Origin of the sequence: Pedobacter nanyangensis (assembly GCF_003313505.1) — a bacterium.
GTDB lineage: Bacteria > Bacteroidota > Bacteroidia > Sphingobacteriales > Sphingobacteriaceae > Pedobacter > Pedobacter nanyangensis.
Genome location: NZ_QMHO01000021.1, coordinates 1 through 18,905, shown reverse-complemented (window position 1 = coordinate 18,905; position 18,905 = coordinate 1). Strand labels below are relative to the sequence as shown.

The 18,905-nt window shown below is 40.4% G+C and carries 13 protein-coding genes; 12 read left to right on the top strand and 1 reads right to left on the bottom strand.

The window, feature by feature from the left end; translation table 11 throughout:
• Nucleotides 1–111: 111 nt before the first annotated feature.
• From pyrR to DUT71_RS19595, 12 genes are all read left to right on the top strand, one after another.
• Nucleotides 112–657, top strand: a complete 546-nt coding sequence (pyrR, locus tag DUT71_RS19650; RefSeq protein WP_113664244.1) for a bifunctional pyr operon transcriptional regulator/uracil phosphoribosyltransferase PyrR — start codon at nucleotides 112–114, stop codon at nucleotides 655–657.
• Nucleotide 658: 1 nt separating this feature from the next.
• Nucleotides 659–1,594, top strand: coding sequence for an aspartate carbamoyltransferase catalytic subunit (locus DUT71_RS19645; protein WP_113664243.1), 936 nt, complete (start codon nucleotides 659–661; stop codon nucleotides 1,592–1,594).
• Complete coding sequence (locus DUT71_RS19640) at nucleotides 1,594–1,905, top strand: hypothetical protein (RefSeq protein WP_113664242.1); 312 nt, start codon at nucleotides 1,594–1,596, stop codon at nucleotides 1,903–1,905. Before DUT71_RS19645 ends, DUT71_RS19640 begins: the two co-directional genes overlap by 1 nt.
• Before the next feature lie 431 nt (nucleotides 1,906–2,336).
• Nucleotides 2,337–5,354, top strand: coding sequence for a tetratricopeptide repeat protein (locus tag DUT71_RS19635; RefSeq protein ID WP_113664241.1), 3,018 nt, complete (start codon nucleotides 2,337–2,339; stop codon nucleotides 5,352–5,354).
• Nucleotides 5,355–5,365: 11 nt separating this feature from the next.
• Nucleotides 5,366–7,072, top strand: coding sequence for a TonB-dependent receptor (locus DUT71_RS19630; protein WP_113664240.1), 1,707 nt, complete (start codon nucleotides 5,366–5,368; stop codon nucleotides 7,070–7,072).
• A gap of 31 nt (nucleotides 7,073–7,103) precedes the next feature.
• Entirely contained in the window at nucleotides 7,104–8,795 is a 1,692-nt protein-coding gene (locus DUT71_RS19625) for an SPOR domain-containing protein (protein ID WP_113664239.1), read from the top strand.
• 6 nt (nucleotides 8,796–8,801) lie between these two features.
• The gene (locus DUT71_RS19620; RefSeq protein ID WP_113664238.1) at nucleotides 8,802–9,512 is read left to right on the top strand and encodes a MotA/TolQ/ExbB proton channel family protein; all 711 of its coding nucleotides are present in this window, start codon (nucleotides 8,802–8,804) and stop codon (nucleotides 9,510–9,512) included.
• Entirely contained in the window at nucleotides 9,512–9,913 is a 402-nt protein-coding gene (locus tag DUT71_RS19615; protein ID WP_113664237.1) for an ExbD/TolR family protein, read from the top strand. Before DUT71_RS19620 ends, DUT71_RS19615 begins: the two co-directional genes overlap by 1 nt.
• Before the next feature lie 2 nt (nucleotides 9,914–9,915).
• Entirely contained in the window at nucleotides 9,916–10,734 is an 819-nt protein-coding gene (locus tag DUT71_RS19610) for an energy transducer TonB (RefSeq protein WP_113664236.1), read from the top strand.
• A 269-nt stretch (nucleotides 10,735–11,003) separates the two neighbouring features.
• Nucleotides 11,004–12,290 (top strand): bifunctional folylpolyglutamate synthase/dihydrofolate synthase, encoded by a 1,287-nt coding sequence (locus DUT71_RS19605; protein ID WP_113664235.1) that lies wholly within the window; start codon nucleotides 11,004–11,006, stop codon nucleotides 12,288–12,290.
• Nucleotides 12,291–12,380: 90 nt separating this feature from the next.
• The gene (gene pafA, locus DUT71_RS19600; RefSeq protein WP_113664234.1) at nucleotides 12,381–14,051 is read left to right on the top strand and encodes an alkaline phosphatase PafA; all 1,671 of its coding nucleotides are present in this window, start codon (nucleotides 12,381–12,383) and stop codon (nucleotides 14,049–14,051) included.
• Nucleotides 14,052–14,280: 229 nt separating this feature from the next.
• Nucleotides 14,281–17,640 (top strand): methylmalonyl-CoA mutase family protein, encoded by a 3,360-nt coding sequence (locus DUT71_RS19595; RefSeq protein ID WP_113664233.1) that lies wholly within the window; start codon nucleotides 14,281–14,283, stop codon nucleotides 17,638–17,640.
• Between the two features lie 52 nt (nucleotides 17,641–17,692).
• Here the strand turns inward: DUT71_RS19595 and DUT71_RS19590 are convergent, their stop codons facing one another.
• Nucleotides 17,693–18,673: an acyl-ACP desaturase gene (locus tag DUT71_RS19590; RefSeq protein WP_113664232.1), complete on the bottom strand. Its 981-nt coding sequence runs from the start codon at nucleotides 18,671–18,673 to the stop codon at nucleotides 17,693–17,695.
• Between the last annotated feature and the right edge of the window lie 232 nt (nucleotides 18,674–18,905).

Sequence of the window (18,905 nt, the reverse complement as noted above, 5' to 3'; positions counted from 1 at the left end):
CAACATGGTACTTGATTGATTTTCAACAACAAGGAAATATTTTGAAAAACTAGGGCATTTTTGGGCTTTCCCATTTAAAACATTTGCCTATATTTGCGCAATCCCAGTGCAATGCAAAAGAGAACTCTACTCAGCGGCCAAAAACTTCAAATCACAATTAAGCGACTTTGTCACCAGCTAATTGAGAACCATGTTGATTTTAATAATACGGTTTTAATTGGCATACAGCCTAGAGGAACTTTCTTTGCGGACAGGGTTCACCAGGAACTTTCGGAAATCTTAAAAAGCGACACCATTAAAAAAGGGAATTTAGACATCACCTTTTTCAGGGACGATTTTAGAAGAAAAGATGGCTTGGTAACCGCAAGCAGCAATACCATTGATTTTATTATTGAAGGCAAGCAAGTAATTTTAATAGATGACGTGCTTTGGACCGGGCGTACCATACGTGCGGCAATGGATGCACTTTTGGCCTATGGCCGTCCTGAAAGTGTAGAGCTTATGGTTTTAATTGACCGTAGGTTTTCGAGGCACCTGCCCATTGAGGCTAACTACATTGGTATGCAGGTTGACTCGGTTGACTCACAAAAGGTAAAGGTGAGCTGGAAGGAAAACGAAGGAGAAGATAAAGTAATTTTATTATCAGAAAAGCAATAAAATGGCAGCAGACAAATTATCAACACGACATCTTTTAGGCATCAAAGATATTAACCTGAATGATATTGAATTGATTTTCGAAACTGCTGATAATTTTAAGGAGGTGATTAACAGGCCGATTAAAAAGGTGCCTTCTTTAAGAGACATTACCATTGCCAATATCTTTTTCGAAAACTCAACCCGTACCAAACTTTCTTTTGAACTGGCTGAAAAAAGACTTTCGGCCGATGTGGTGAATTTCGCCGCTTCCTCTTCGTCGGTAAGCAAGGGCGAAACCCTGATTGATACGGTTAATAATATTTTGGCCATGAAAGTGGATATGGTGGTGATGCGCCACCCTTACGCCGGAGCAGGCCAGTTCCTCAGTCGCCATATCAACGCACAGATTGTAAATGCTGGCGATGGCGCACATGAACATCCTACACAGGCTTTACTGGATGCTTTCTCCATCAGAGAAAAACTTGGCGATGTAGCTGGCAAAAAGGTGGTGATTGTGGGTGATATCCTGCACTCTCGTGTGGCCATTTCTAACATTCTTTGCTTACAAAAACTAGGCGCAGAGGTAATGGTTTGCGGGCCTACCACTTTAATTCCGAAGCACATTGGTGCCTTGGGCGTTAAAGTAGAACATGATTTAATTAAGGCACTCAATTGGTGCGACGTGGCCAACATGTTGCGCATACAGCTTGAACGTATGGACATCAAATATTTCCCAACGGGGAGAGAATATTCGATGATGTACGGCTTAAACAAGCAAATTCTTGACAACTTAGATAAAGAAATTGTAGTGATGCACCCAGGCCCTATTAACCGCGGGGTAGAGATTACCAGTGATGTGGCTGACAGCAAACAGTCTATCATTTTAAATCAGGTAGAAAATGGCGTAGCTGTTAGAATGGCTGTTCTTTATCTTTTGGCCAGCCAAAAAGATAGCTAATGACCCCTAAAGAAAAAGAATTTGTAGATTATTGGACTGAAAAACGGAAAAAATGGAGCTGGCGGAAACACAGCTACCAAACTTTTATTACCGTTGCTTTGCCCCTTTCTATTTTAATTGATTTAGTGAACTACTTTATCATTGGCGACACAGAATACGACTTCTTTACCTTCTCTCACCTAGGTACTTTCATCTTCAACCTCATCATTATTTCTGTCGCTATTATTTTGGGTTCGGGCTTTGCCAACTGGAACTACAATGAGGGAAAATATTGGGGCATTTTAAGGAAAAACACTAACAAGTTGCAGTAACTCCATTTATTGAAGACTGAGCTCTAAATTAACCTGTAAAACTGATGCTGAAATAAATTCAGCATGACGGAGCGTTGGTTTTGCGTCACCCTGACCTGTAGCGAAGCGGAAAGCTATGCAGTAAACCGAGCCTTGGCGAGTTCACCGAAGGTAATTTATTTCAGGGTCGGCCACACATCAAAATAGTCAAGCTATTTAAACTTCAGCAATGATTAAAGCCATGTTAAAAACTTTTTAACCGTGCATACCAAGCTCACAACCATTTCGTTAAATCTCTGTTATCAACAGATGTTAATTTCTTATGTTGATAGCTAAGCACATTAATTCTATTTTAGTATCAACCCTAGCTAAAACCATTGCACAATAAAATGGGTAATTGGCCATAGCTAACCAAGTAATGCCGTAAAAAAGCTACTTAAAGAAATACGCAAATGAAAAAAAGATACTTATTGGTTCCACTGTTTATAGCCAGTGGATACGGTTTTGGACATGCCCAAACTAGTCCGCTGATAAAACTGAACCAAAATTACCAAAGCGGATTAGAGCTGCTTAGAAACGAGAAATATGTAGCCGCTGCACAACAATTTAAATTAGTAGAGCAATACCGTAGTAAAACAAGTACGCAACAACAAAGTAGTGCCGAACTTTCCATTATCAAGGAAAACGCCAAGTTTTATGCAGCTGTTTGTGCCATAGAATTGGGCAATGACGATGCCGAAGCACTTTTCCAAGAATTCATCAGAGAGTATCCTTTAAACCCAAATACAAAATTGGCTTATTTCCACATGGGAAAGGCTTATTTTGCCAAAAAAGATTACGTAAAAGCGCTAGAGTGGTTTAACCAAGCAGACCCCAATTCGCTTTCGCAAAAGCAACGTGTAGAGTATCAGTTTAAACAAGGCTATGCCTATTTTGAACAAAATGATATTGAAAAGGCAGAACCTTTATTTGAAGCCGTAAAAAAAGAGGACTCCCCTTTTCAGGAAAGTGCCACTTACTATTTTGCTTACATCAACTACCTTAATAAAGAATACAAAACGGCACTGGCCAATTTTGAAAAACTGAAAGGTTCCCCTACTTATGAGGCCAGCTACCCATACTACATCACTTCGATGTACTATTTGGATGAGCGTTATGATGATGTGATTGATTATGCCATTCCGGTGATGGAAAAAACCAAACAAAAATATGAGGCTGAAATGCTAAGTTTGGTGGCCGCCTCTTATTTCTCAAAATCGGAGTTTAAGAATGCAGAGAAATACTTTGCCCTTTTTTACCAAAAGGATCAAAATCAGGTAAAAAACAACCTTTTTGTTTACCAATATGGTTACGCCCTTTTCCAAAATGGCAAATACAAAGAATCGGTAACGGTATTAGAAAAACTGAACACCGACGATGTGTACTTACAGAATGGGATGTTCACCTTGGGAAAATCGGCCTTGAAATTAAATGCCAAGGAAAAAGCCAGAAATGCTTTCTTTAGGGCTTCTAGGCTAGATTTCGATAAAAACCTCCAAGAGGAAGCTTGGATCAATTATGCTAAATTGAGCTACGAACTAGAGTTTAACCAACAGGCCTTAGACGCTACGCAGAACTTTCTTAAAACATTTCCAACTTCGAAAAGGATCAACGAAGCCAAAACACTTTTGGGCGAAATTCTACTGACCAGCAAAAACTACCAGGCAGCCATTGATATTTTAGAGCCCATCCCTAATAAAACCCCAGAAGCAAAAGCCGCTTACCAAAAAGTAACCTATTTTAGAGGTTTGGAGTTTTACAACGAAAGGGCTTTCCCTAATGCCTTATCAATGTTTTTACGTTCGGGAAATTTCCAGGAAGACAGCGAGATTTATGCCTTGAGCGTTTATTGGATGGCCGAATCGATGTACGAATTGAGAAAGTACGGCGAATCGGTTAAAACTTTCGAAAAGTTCCTTGCTATGGAAGAGGCCAAGAAAACCGACGTGTACAACTTTGCCAACTATGCCTTAGGTTATGCGGCCTTTGAAGACGAAAAGTACGTGAAAGCAGCTAATTACTTTGAACGCTTTTTAAGGGGCGCTGATAAAGATGCTAAAACCGTAAATGATGCCATGCTTCGCTTAGCGGATTCGTATTTCGTGAACAAAAACTACAGCGACGCACTTTCGTACTACAACCGTATCATTAGCAGTAAACAAACCGGTGAAGATTATGCCCTGTTTCAACGCGGGATGATCCAGGGTTTACAAAAGCAAGACGACGCCAAAATTGGCACCATGCAAAGCTTATTGCAACAATTCCCTAACTCAAACTACGCTGACGATGCAGGCTTTGAAACTGCCTACACTTACTTTAACAAAGGTGATTTCGAAAAATCAAAAACGGATTTGGTGGGCTTAGTTGCCAAGTATCCTCGCAGCAGTTATGTACCTAAAGCGCTTTTAACCATTGGTTTGGTGCAATACAACCAGGACCAAGATGATGCGGCACTAGAGTCGTTCAAAAAGGTGATCAGAGACTATCCAAGTGCTCCTGAAGCTAAACAGTCGCTTGAATCTATCAAGAATATTTATGTAGACCGCGGTGATGCCAATGGATTCATCTCCTATGCGGCTACCACTCCACTGGGTAATTATTCCACCAGCGAGCAGGATAACATCATGTTCCAATCGGCCAACAATATTTACCTTCGGGGCGATGCCCAAGGTGCTTATGAAGCCATCAATTCTTACTTGGAAAAGTTCCCTAAACCTATCCATGATAAGGAAGCCAAATTTATCAGGGCCGAATCTTTGGTCAAATTAGGCCGCTCGGCAGAAGCCATACAAGATTATGATTACATCCTTAACGATTGGACCAGTGATTATACCGAGCGTTCGTTAATGAGTGTCTCAAAAGTGTTAATGGATGAGAAAAAGTATAACGAAGCCATTGTGTACTTAAAAAGATTGGAAACCACGGCCGATTATAAGGCTCACCACAGCTATGCCATCAACAACTTGATTAAGGCATACACCGCTTTAAACATGCCTGATGAAATGCTGAAATACGCTGACATCGTTAAAACTTCTGAAAAATCTTCAGAAGAGGAAAAAAACAGCTCTGACCTATTTGCAGGTAAGGCTTATTTATTGAAAGCAGATACCACGGCAGCCATTAAATCATTTAACAAAGTGGTAGCAACCACCAAAACATTGGCCGCTGCCGAGGCTAAATACAACATTGCTGCTTTACAGTATGCCAAAGGCGATTACAAGACTTCTCAAAAAACTTGTTTCGACCTGATTAATAACATGCCATCCTATGATTATTGGGTAGCAAAATCATTTATTCTATTGGCCGATAATTACCTGGCGTTAAAAGATAAGATGCAGGCAAAAAGTACCTTGTTGAGTATCATCGACAATTATGAAGGCAAGGATGATATTGTTCCTACCGCAAAAGAAAAATTGGCAAAAATCAACTAGAAAGACACACCATGAGATTTAATAAAACCGCATATATAACGCTTGGCTTAATTTTAGGAGCATTTGGCCTGCATGCGCAGGATGTAAAACCTCCCGAAAAAACAGAAAAAACGCTGAGCGAAGAAATCGAAATTATACGCCCGTACAAACCCGTGCTAGCCGAAGCAGTGAAGTTGAGAAGAAGTCCTGACTTGGATAACCTTAAAACTTACAAGGCAAAGTTCAACTACCAACTTACCGACAGGAAACTTGAACTAAATACCGACATTCAAAAACTACAGGCCCAAAAGGTAGCCGATGAGCGCCAAGCACCTTTGACCAACAATTATGTGAAAGGCGGTGCAGGTAATTTAGGAACCACCTTGGCCGAAGCTTACATAGGAATGGGGCAAGATCCGGCCCTGCAAACTGGTGTATTCTTCAGGCATTTCAGCAACGAGGGCAAGTTGAATAAACAAAATGAAAATAAACAACAATTAAGCGTTTTTGCTCGCAGTATTGGCGAAAACAACACTTTAAATGGCAAATTGAACTACCAAAGACACGGACTTTACTTTTATGGCATTGATGAAAATAACCCAACTTTAAACCCTGATCCCGCTAAACAGACCCTTAATTTCTTTGAACTGGAAGGCGAAGCGATTAGCAAGTTCACCTCCGATCCGGATGCTTTTAGCTACGCAGCAAAAATGAATGGCTACTTTTTTAGCGATAAGTATAGCGCAAAGGAAAAAGCACTTACCCTAACGGGATATTTGAACAAACGTATCAGTAGCTTCAATTTAGGCTTGGCGGCATCGGCCGAATTTGGCAATACCAAAGATGTAGCTACCAGCGTATCCAACCACCTGTTACGCCTAAATCCGTACATTAAATTACAAGCAGGTGGCGTAAAAATTATTGCTGGCGCCAACATTACACAAGAATTTGGCAGTAATTCAACCACCAGATTTTTCCCATCGGTAACGGCCGATTTTACGCTAATCCCTGATTTCCTTCAAATATTTGGTGAAATTAAAGGCGACGTAAACCGCAATACCTTAAAAGATCTTACTGATGAAAACCCGTTTCTGAACCAAAATATCTTTATCAAAAACAGTATCGAGAAACTGAGCATCAGCGGTGGTATTAAAGGTACTGGTGGCCCAGGATTTGGATATAAGGCACGTTTCTACAGCAAAGAAATTACCGATATGCCTTTATTTGTGAACAGCTTTGGCTCGTTTAACAAATTTGACGTGATCTACGACTTTGGCAAAACTAAAATTTTGGGACTGGAAGGTGAATTGACCGTTCAGGTTAGTGACAATTTAAAATGGACAGGTAAACTGAACATGGAAGATTACAAGGCCGGTACTGAAAAAGAAAGTTACTTTAAACCCCAAATGCGTTTAACGTCAAACTTCAGTTTCGTATTTAACAAAAAGCTAACTTTTGATGCCTCCGTTGCCCTACAAGATGACAGTAAAGCAAAAGTATTCTTAGCCAACCCGTTAAATCCCGATGGCAGCTACCCTCCTGTTCCTGACTATAACAATGAAACCATTGTAAACATCAAAGGGTTTGTTGATTTGGGCGTGGGTGCCAGCTACAAAATCAATGATAAAATTTCGGCATTTGCCAGAGCTAACAATATTTTAAATACCAATTACAGTAAATTTTTATACTATCGTCAAAATGGTTTTAATATCTTTGGCGGCTTAACCTATTCGTTTTAAAAGGTTAAATTTTATAATTATTTTTACCCAAATGGATATATTGCAATACCTGATAGAGCTTTTAAAAACCCGTAAACAAATAGGAATTGAAGGCTTGGGTACTTTTTACAAAAAGAAAACACCAGGAAGGTACGATGCAGAAACGCACTCGTTTTTGCCTCCTAGCTACGCATTGGAGTTCAGTTCCGATGTTTTGGAGCACACCAACCTATCGCAATATATCCAAACCAAAAGAGGAATTTCCGAAGATTCAGCCAAGTATTTCATCAGCCAATTTGTCAACGAGATCCAAAAAGGGCTGCAAAACGGCGAGTATCAGCTCGAAAACCTAGGCTTTCTTACGCAAACAGGTAACGAACTTATCTTTAAGGCTAACCAAGATATCAACATTGGTTTCGATTTTTTTGCCTTACCTACAGTAACAGCAAATGTTCAACAACCGGAAACCATTGGCATAGAAACTACAAAACCAGTTACCAGTGCAACCAATGAAACTCCTGCGCCAGAACCAAAAATTGAGCAGCCAGAGGTTCCTGAATTTGAGCATGAAATGGCTAAATTGGAAGGTCAACCGCTTACCGAAAGCAATGAAACTGAACCTCAGGAGAAGTTGAACGAAGAGGCTACGCCCGAGGAAACCCTTACCCCCCCTCCAGTGGACGACGCCGAAACAACAGCTGAAAGTAAAGATATTGAAACACCTGAAGAAATTCTCACAGAAGAACAACTTCCCGTGGAAGAAATACACGAGGAGATAACTGAAGCTGAAACACAGGAAATACAGGAAGACACTGCGACATCTATTGAAAACAACGAAGCCACAGATACAGAAGTATATGAGGAAATTGCAGAAGTAGATACTGAAAATCCGACAGGCGAAAACAACGAAATAGACGCTAAAGAAGAAAAAAGAATACCGGAAACCTGGAACTTTGAGGGCGAAAATGTTATTTCTGATGATGACGTGTACCAGGAGGACGAAACCGAGGAAAACGAAAGCACTTCAGATACGAACCTATCCCGCACCGAAAACCATAGCGATTTAGGCAAAGCTGAAAATGAGGACGAATTAACATTAACAGCTACAACCCACGAATGGGATTTTGACGATGCTCGCAATAGGATTTCGGAAGAAAACACACTCATTGGCGAATATGATGATGACGAGTTAGAAGAACCTCTAGAAGACGAAAAAAGAACCATGCCACTTTATCAAAAAGTGAGCATTGGCTTGCTGGTTGCAGCAGTATTGATAGCCATCGTCTATTTTGTAAAACCTGAGCTGTTCCAAAATTTTGGCAAACCCAACGTTAATCCAAACGAAAAAATGGTAGTGCCTATTGAACGCAGTAATCTGCAAAATCAAAAAGATTCTTTGGATTTCGCTGATAGCATTATGCAAAATGCCGAAAAAGTAGGGCTAGATGTACAGCCGGCAAAGGATACATTAAAGGTTACCACGAATAAAAGCGAAGTAAAACCAACGATAACTTATGATATTATTGCCGCGGCTTTTGCCAGAGAATCGGAAGTAGAAGAATATATTGCCTACATGAAAAAGCACGGTTTTGAAGCTAAAATAGCTAAAATGCCAGGAAAGCTTTATAAGAAAATCAGTATTGCATCGTACAACAATATCGATTCGGCACAAAAATACGTTGTTAAATTTCGTAAACAGTTTAAAAACCCAAAAATGTACGTTCAACCCATTAAAAATAATTAGCACACAATGATATTATTACTAACCACCTTACAAGATACCGTACAAAACCTAGCTGATACGGCTCAGGCTGTACCTACCACAGCAGTAAAAACACAAGAAGATCTTCATTTTATTGATTTACTTTTTAAAGGCGGTTGGGTAATGATTCCGCTGAGCTTATTGGCTTTTTTAGGCTTAGTGATTTTTATTGAAAGATACTTGACCATCCGAAAAGCTTCTAAAAACGACACCAATTTGTTGTTCCAGATTAGACAGAACATTAAAGATGGCAGGTTGGAAAATGCCATTGCACTCTGCAAAAACACGGCCTCACCTTTGGCACGCATGCTCGAAAAAGGGTTAAAGCGCATTGGACGTCCTATTAAGGAAATTGAAGGTGCTATTGAAAATACTGGCAAGCTAGAAGTTTCTAAACTGGAAAAAAATATCGGCATTTTAGGAATTATAGCTGGTATTGCACCCATGCTTGGTTTCGTGGGCACTATTATCGGGGTAATTACCATTTTCCGAGAGGTGTCGGCTCAGGGAGCCATTGAAATTGGCACCATTTCTGGTGGTTTATATACCAAAATGATCACTTCGGCAACAGGCTTAATCATTGGGATCATGGCCTACGTACTCTATCACATTTTGAATATGATGGTTGAGAAAATCATCCTTAAAATGGAAACCGACGCTATTGATTTTATCGATCTATTAGAAGAACCAGGGAAATAATGAATTTAAAGAACAGAAAAAAGGGCAATGTAGAAGTGCACACCGCTGCCTTAAACGACATTATGTTCTTCTTGATGTTGTTTTTCCTCTTAGCTTCTGCAGTAGTAAACCCTCAAGTGGTAAAATTGTTGTTGCCCCGTTCCTCTTCTGGGCAGCAGGCCAATAACCAAAAATCTATTACGGTTAGCATTGATGAAAACCTCAACTATTTTGTAGACAAACAACCCGTAACACTAGAAGCCATGGAAGCAAAAATCCAAAGCTTTATTCAACAGCATACGGATTTAACCATCGTTTTATACGTAGCCAGGGGCGTTTCCATCGAAAATACCATGAAAGTTTTTGACGTAGCTAACAAACTGAAATTAAAAGTTGTTCTTGCTGTAGAACAGAAGAAATAAACATGGCACAAAACCATAAAGAAGAAAATAATTATCCCAAGGCATTGGTCATCTCTACGGTACTGATGGGCTCTTTTATTGCGCTGAGCTTTATTTGGATAATTGGCAAATTCGAACCCAATGAGGAATTGGGCATGGGTGGCATGGTGGTTAACTATGGTACATCGGTAACAGGCATGGGAACCGATTATACCAGCATGGAGGAGCCCTCGATGGCACCCGATGCAAATGGCAAAAAACCCGATCAGGTTACACCAGACCCTACTACTAAAAGCACTTCTTCTCAATTGAGCGATAAAAATCTTACTACACAAGATAACGAAGATGCCGTAAGTGTAAATACCAAGGAAACCAAAAGCAACGCCAATCCTAGCAATACTCAAAATAATAAAGATAAGGACTGGAAACCAGATCCGAAAGCCCTTTTCCCTGCTAATAAAAAGAGTAACACCACAGGTGGTGGCGACGGAACTGGTTCAACACCTGGCAATCAGGGCGACCCTGACGGCGACCCTTTAGCACCTTTCTATGGTGATGGCGGTTCTGGATTTGGCAATAAACCACTTCCCTTAAGTCATTTCAAAAACTTTGTAAAACCAGAAGATGACGGACAAGAAACAGGCACCATCATGGTAAAAATAGAGGTAAACAAATCGGGAAGAATTGTTCGAGCAACTGCAGGAGCAAAAGGAACCACCTTTAAAAACAATGCTCTGGAAGATAAATGTGAAAGAGCCATGCTAAATGCTTCGCTAAATGCCATTACCAAAGGCCCTGAAATCCGTATTTTTTACGTGCCTTTCAAGTTTTTGGTAAAGTAAGGTTTCTTCCGAGCACAAGCCTAACCCATTCCCGTCATTTCAAACGCAGTGCAACGAGCGGAGAACCGAAGCTCAACCCACTCTCGTCATGGCGAAGAACGAAGCAATCCTACAACACTTATAGTCCCTTTAAGATGGCTTCGGTTCTCGACTACGCCCGAAATGATTTCCTGCATTATTTAAAAACTTTACCGTTTACTAAAACCTCTGAGGTTTGAGCCAAAACCATGGCAAAAAATTAAAACTTCGCCTATCTTTGAAACATCATGATGAATTACAGCCAAACCGTAGACTATCTCTATAGTCGCCTACCCATGTTTACAAGAGTTGGTGCAGTGGCATTTAAAAAAGATTTACATAACACCATAGCCTTTTGCTCAGCTTTAAACAACCCTCAAAATCAATATAAAACCATCCATATTGGAGGTACCAACGGCAAAGGCTCCACCTCACACATGTTGGCTGCTATTTTGCAAAAAGCAGGCTATAAAACAGGTTTATATACTTCACCCCATCTCAAAGATTTTAGGGAGCGCATACGCATTAACGGCAAAATGGTGCCCAAAAGTTTCGTAACCAGCTTTGTGAAAGCGCAACAATCTTTTATAGAAAAAATTGAACCGTCTTTTTTTGAAGTAACCGTAGCCATGGCCTTCTCATATTTTGCCCAGGAAAAAGTAGATGTGGCCATTATTGAAGTAGGTTTAGGTGGTCGGCTCGATTCTACCAATATCATCCACCCAGATCTATCTATCATTACCAACATCAGCCTTGACCATACCAATATGTTGGGCAATACTTTTGCTGAAATTGCTTTTGAAAAAGCAGGTATCATTAAGCAAAACACGCCAGTAGTTATTGGTGAGCACCACCCCGAAACAGATCCCGTTTTTGAGCAAAAAGCAAAGGAGCAAAATGCCCATTTAACATTTGCCGAAGACGAGCTACGGATTGCTGGTGCTAACGCAAAATCAAACTCACTGCAGTTAAACATCCAAGGAATTAAGGACAACACCAATACCGAGCTAAACCTTGATTTGACCGGAAACTATCAACGAAAAAATATCATCACCGTGCTACAATCTGTTAGGGTATTGAGCGCAATTGGTTACAAAATTGAAAACAAAGCTGTTTACGAAGCGCTAAAAAGGGTAAAAGAGCTCACTGGCCTGCAGGGCAGATGGCAAACATTGGCCAAAAATCCATTAATGATTTGCGACACCGGCCATAACAAAGCTGGTATTGCCGAAGTGGTGCAAAACATTCAACAAACACCCCATGAAAAATTGCACATGGTAATTGGCATGGTTAAAGATAAAGACATTACCGCGGTATTATCGCTATTACCTCAAAACGCCATTTACTATTTCTGCCAACCTGAATTGGAAAGAGCATTGCCCGCCCAAGAACTCGCTGAAAAAGCAGCCAGCTTTAATTTAAGTGGGCAAGTATTCAATAGTGTAGCAACAGCTCTGGCTGAGGCAAAATTAAAAGCACAACCCAAAGATTTAATTTTTATAGGTGGAAGCACTTTTGTGGTGGCCGAAATCATATAAAAACATCCAAATAGCAAATGATATGAAATATTTACAATATTTCCCTATTAACTTAATAGGCATTTAATACCTTTATAAAAAAACCATTAAATGAAAGTAAAATTCCTGTGCTTGTCATTTGCGATCCTATTTGCAGGTGGTGCAAGCGCCCAAAAAACAGCTAAATCAGCCACTACCACATCTACGCCAAACTATCCACAAACCGTTGCCAGACCCAAGCTTGTAGTTGGTATGGTAGTAGATCAGATGCGTTGGGATTATCTCTACCGCTTTTATAGCCGATATGGACAAGGAGGTTTCAAACGTTTAATTAATGAAGGATTTTCGGCCGAAAATACTTTAATACCATATACACCTACCTTAACTGCTTGTGGCCACTCCTCTGTATATACGGGTTCGGTACCGGCCATCAACGGAATAATTGGGAACAACTGGTTTGACCCTCAGCTGGGAAGAGATGTTTACTGCGTAGAAGATAAAGAGGTAAAAACTGTGGGCAGCACCAGTAAAGAAGGATTGATGTCGCCCAAAAATTTATTGGTAACTACCGTTACAGATGAATTACGAATGGCTACCAACTTTAGGAGCAAGGTGATCAGCGTATCTATCAAGGACAGGGGTGCTATTCTGCCCGGTGGCCATACCGCAAATGGCTCTTTTTGGTACGATGATCTGACTGGAAATTTCATTACCAGTACCCATTACATGCAACAATTACCTGCTTGGGTTAATGATTTTAACGCCAGAAAATTACCTAACACGTATTTCGCAAAAGATTGGCATACACTTTATCCAATTGAAACCTACACAGAAAGTACTGCAGACGATAAACCTTATGAGAGATTATTTAAAGGAGAAAAAACGGCTACTTTTCCGCACTTATTTAAGCAATATGTGAATAAAAACTATGCTATGATGGCCAGCATGCCCTATGGCAATACTTTTACGTTGGAATTTGCCAAAGCAGCCATCCCAGCCGAAAAACTGGGACAAACTGGCAATACCGATTTCCTCGCGGTAAGCTTATCGTCTACCGACTATGTAGGGCACCAGTTTGGACCAAACTCCATTGAGCTGGAAGATACTTATTTAAGATTAGATAAAGATTTAGAAGACTTTTTTGCCTACTTGGACAAAACCATCGGCAAAGGGAATTACTTGTTCTTCTTAACTGCCGATCATGGCGTAACTCATGTACCAGGTTTTTCAAAAGAGAATAAATTACCTGCCGGTGGATTAAATGCGAAGAAATTTAAAACCGAATTGGATAGCTTGATCTTGAAAGAATTCAATGTAAAAGGTGCCATATTTACCTTAATCAATAACCAATTGATTTTTGATACCGATGCCATTAAAGCGGCAAATGCCGACTATGGCAAAATCAAACAACTAAGCATCGATTACCTGATTAAACAAGAAGGTGTGCTTAATGCGGTAGATATTAAAAATTTGGGCAATGTAAGCATCCCTCAAGAACTTAAAAACAAAATTACCAATGGTTATAACGCACGTAGGAGTGGCGATGTCTACATTATCTTGGATGCAGGCTGGTACCCAACATTAAACCCAGGTACGGGCCATGCAGCTTGGAACCCTTATGACAGCCATATTCCTGCACTATTTATGGGCTGGGGTATAAAACCAGGCAAAACCAATAAATCTTACGCCATGACCGACATTGCTCCTACCGTATCCGCATTGTTGCACATACAACAACCTAGTGGCAGCATTGGACAAGTAATTACAGAGGCCATGAAATAACAGCTTTATCAAATTTGCAATATAAATCCTCAATTCAATCCTCCGAATTGGGGATTTGTATTTTAAGGCTACGTTTATTGTCATTTAAATAACAAATAGTGGCTACTTTTAAGATAAGCACAATGCCCGCACCTTGCCAAACCCCTGATAAAAATGTACATTTGATGAGTAATTTCTAACCAATTTTATATTCAGCAAAAGCAATTTCCCCTTCTGGAATTTACATACTATGGAAAAAATTGAAATCTATAAGCCTTCCCATAAAATACGTTTCGTAACCGCTGCAGCACTTTTTGATGGGCACGACGCCACCATCAACATCATGCGCAGGATTTTACAATCTAGCGGAGCCGAAGTAATTCACCTTGGCCATAACCGTTCGGTAGAAGAAGTGGTAAACTGCGCCATTCAGGAGGATGTTCAAGGCATTGCCATGACTTCCTATCAAGGTGGGCACATCGAATATTTCAAGTATATGTACGATTTATTGCAGGAACGCGGTGCATCACACATCAAAATATTCGGTGGCGGAGGTGGTGTAATCCTTCCTGACGAAATTAAGGAATTGGAGGCCTACGGAATTTCAAAGATCTATTCTCCAGACGATGGTAGAAAAATGGGCCTGCAGGGCATGATCAACGACATGCTACAGCAAACAGATTTTGCTACCATAGAAAACCTAAAGGATGAAACTGAAAATTTACAGGAAAAAGAGAACCGAAAAATTGCAAGGCTCATTTCTTCTGCAGAAAACAACGCCGATGAGTTTGAAATTACACTGAAGAAACTGCAAAGCACCTCACAACCCCCGGTTTTGGGGATTACAGGGACTGGAGGTGCGGGTAAATCTTCCTTGGTTGATGAGTTGGTACGGAGATTTTTAATCGAAGTAAAAGATAAAACCATTGCCATTATATCCGTTGACCCTTCGAAAAGAAAAACAGGCGGCGCCTTATTAGGCGATAGGATACGGATGAACGCCATCAACAACCCAAGGGTTTATATGAGGTCGCTCGCAACCCGACAAGCCAATTTAGCCTTGTCAAAAAACGTACAGGAGAGCATTGATATCTGTAAAGCGGCAGGATTTGACCTCATCATTGTAGAAACGTCAGGGATCGGGCAATCAGACACCGAAATTACCCAACATTCAGATGTATCTCTATATGTAATGACCCCTGAATTTGGTGCGGCTACTCAGTTGGAAAAAATAGACATGTTGGATTTTGCAGATTTAGTGGCCATCAATAAATTCGATAAGCGAGGTGCTTTAGATGCGCTACGTGACGTAAGGAAGCAGTATAAACGCAACCACAATATCTTCGATGCCAAGGATGAGGAAATTCCAGTTTATGGAACCATGGCCTCACAATTTAACGACCCTGGCATGAACAATCTATTTGTAGCCTTGCTCCAAAAAATCCAAGAAAGGACAGGCGTAGATTTCACGGCGAAAATGGAGATGACTTCCAGTCAATCCGAAAAAATATACATCATTCCGCCAGAACGCACCCGATATTTATCTGAAATTGCCGAAGCCAGTGAACAATACAATGGATGGGTAGCCAAACAAGTTGGCATAGCCCGTAAAATGTATCAGCTCCATGGGGTAGTCAACTTACTTAAAACCGAGGAAAAAGCTTCTACAGAAGACCTAGAAAAGCTCTATTCGCTATACGAAGAACAACTGGATGGCGAATGCAAACGCCTTTTAAGAGAATGGCCTAGTACCAAACACAACTATCAACAAGACTTTTTTATTTACAAAGTACGAGATAAAGAGATCAAACAGCCGCTATTCTATGAATCTTTATCCAAGCTTAAAATCCCGAAAGTGGCACTACCTCGCTACGAAGAATGGGGCGACATCTTAAAATGGCTACTTACTGAAAATTTGCCTGGCGAATTCCCTTACGCTGCCGGTGTTTTCCCGCTAAAGCGCGATGGAGAAGACCCAACCCGTATGTTTGCAGGTGAAGGAGGACCAGAAAGAACCAATAAACGTTTCCACTATGTTTCCTTGGGTCAGCCGGCACATCGCTTATCTACCGCTTTCGATTCGGTGACCCTGTATGGAGAAGATCCTCATTTACGTCCAGATATTTACGGAAAGATTGGAAATTCAGGCGTAAGCATTGCCACTTTGGACGACGCCAAAAAGCTATATTCTGGCTTTGATTTATGTGCGCCTAGCACTTCCGTTTCGATGACCATCAATGGCCCTGCTCCTATGCTTTTGGGATTCTTCATGAACGCAGCGATCGATCAGCAATGTGAGAAATACATTATCGAAAACGGGTTACAGGATGAGGTAATTGCCAAGATCAATCAAATTTTCAAAGCAAAAGGCCTCAACAGACCATCATACAACGGTGCGCTTCCAGAAGGTAATAACGGCTTAGGATTAATGTTATTGGGTGTAACCGGAGACCAAGTACTACCGAATGACATCTATGAACAAATCAAAGCCAAAGCAATAAGCTCAGTACGTGGAACGGTGCAAGCAGACATCTTAAAAGAAGACCAAGCACAAAACACTTGTATTTTCTCCACTGAATTTGCCTTGAGAATGATGGGTGATATCCAACATTACTTCATTACCGAAAAAGTACGCAACTTCTATTCTGTTTCCATATCAGGATACCATATTGCCGAAGCTGGTGCAAATCCTATTTCACAGTTGGCTTTTACCTTGAGTAATGGTTTTACCTTTGTGGAATACTACTTGAGCAGAGGCATGCATATCGATGATTTTGCGCCAAACCTTTCATTCTTCTTTAGCAATGGTATTGACCCAGAATATGCGGTAATTGGCCGGGTAGCCAGAAGAATTTGGGCCAAAGCCATCAAAAATAAGTACAAAGGAAATGATCGTTCACAAAAATTAAAGTACCACATCCAAACTTCTGGACGTTCGTTGCATGCACAAGAAATAGATTTCAACGACATCAGAACCACGCTACAGGCACTTTACGCCATCTACGACAACTGCAACTCACTGCATACCAATGCCTATGACGAAGCCATTACCACTCCAACAGAAGAATCGGTACGCAGGGCGATGGCCATTCAGCTTATTATCAACCGAGAACTAGGTTTGGCCAAAAATGAGAACCCTTTACAAGGTGCTTTTATTATTGAAGAGTTAACTGACTTGGTGGAAGAAGCTGTATTAGCTGAATTTAAACGCATCAACGACAGAGGTGGCGTATTAGGTGCCATGGAAACCATGTACCAACGGGGCAAGATACAGGAAGAAAGTTTATACTACGAAACTTTAAAACACACAGGCGAATTCCCAATTGTTGGTGTAAATACTTTCCTCAATAAAAATGGTTCGCCCACTATTGTTCCAGGTGAGGTTATCCGTGCTACAGAGGAAGAAAAGCAATATCAGATTAGCACTTTACAAGCTTTTCAAAAACGTAATGAAAATGAAGCACCAGAAGCATTGAAAAATCTGCAAAAAGCGGCCGTTAATGGTGAGAATATCTTCAATAAGCTAATGGAGGTTTGCAAAATCTGTTCGTTAGGCCAAATTAGTAACGCCCTATATGAAGTAGGTGGACAGTATAGAAGGAATATGTAGATGCCCTAAAATATTAGCATAAAAAAAAGCCACGAATTATCGTGGCTTTTTTTTATGCTAATATCCATTTAAACTTGTAGTCAATGGTAGGATTTTTCATTCTTTCAGCTACCCTTAGTAAACGGCTAGGCAAGTTCATGATATAATCTCGGGCTCTTTCTCCAGCTTCATTAAGCTCCTTAATGCTTTCGATATTCCATTCCACAATAAGCTGTTTTAGGATATCCACATAGTCAATAGCTGTATAAACCCCTAAACGCTGTGCCGCATCCGTAAAATGCCCAAATACCTGCCCAATTGGAAGTCCAACTTCTCTCAGGAAGTGAGCTGGCATTACAATTTTTTTACGCATCATATCCTCAAAAGCGAGCATTGCTTCGTTGGCATCAACGGCAAAAATCTGCTTGATAAAATCCTTATAAGCCTTTGCATGCCTAGCTTCGTCAGAAGCAATCACTCCACACATTTTAGATAATAATGTATCGCCATCTTTTTTCGCCAAAGAAGCCACACGTCTATGTGATACATTGGTTGCTAATTCTTGGAAAGAAGTATAAATAAAATTTCTATATGGATCATGCCCTGTGCCAATATCAAAACCATCAGCTATAAGATACTGGGTTGACATTTCCATTTGACGCATATCTACACGTCCGGAAAGATATAGATATTTGTTCAATAAATCTCCGTGTCTATTTTCTTCAGCAGTCCAGTGCCTGTTCCACTTCATCCAACCGCCTTCCTCATCGCGGCTAACACCATCAACCATTGCCAACCATGATTCATAAGTGGGCAATGCTTCCTCTGTTATGGTATCTCCAATCAGTACAGCTACTAAATCATATGACAACTCACTTGCGCTTTGTTGTAGGTCTTTTACTCGCTGAAAAAAATCATCTTTACTTGCGTCGGGCAAAAAATCAGATGGTTGCCAAATTTCATCAATAGGTTTGAGATATTCAGGCATCATCTCTAGCATATATTTTTCAATATGCTGCATTACTTCCCTTCTTCTTTCAACAAAAAAACTCATTTATGTGTATATGATTTATAAACCACAAAGATAACCAAATTATATGGTTTAGCGGAATTTATTAACGCAATACCAGTAACATTGTTAGTAAATCTGATACAGATCACGTATTATAGTTAGTATTTGATCTGAGCCAAACACCTCACCCATTTTTTGACCTACTTCCAGTGGGCATAAAAAGAAAAAGCCCCGACCATTTCTGGAGGGGGCTTGTAAGGATAGGCACCGACCT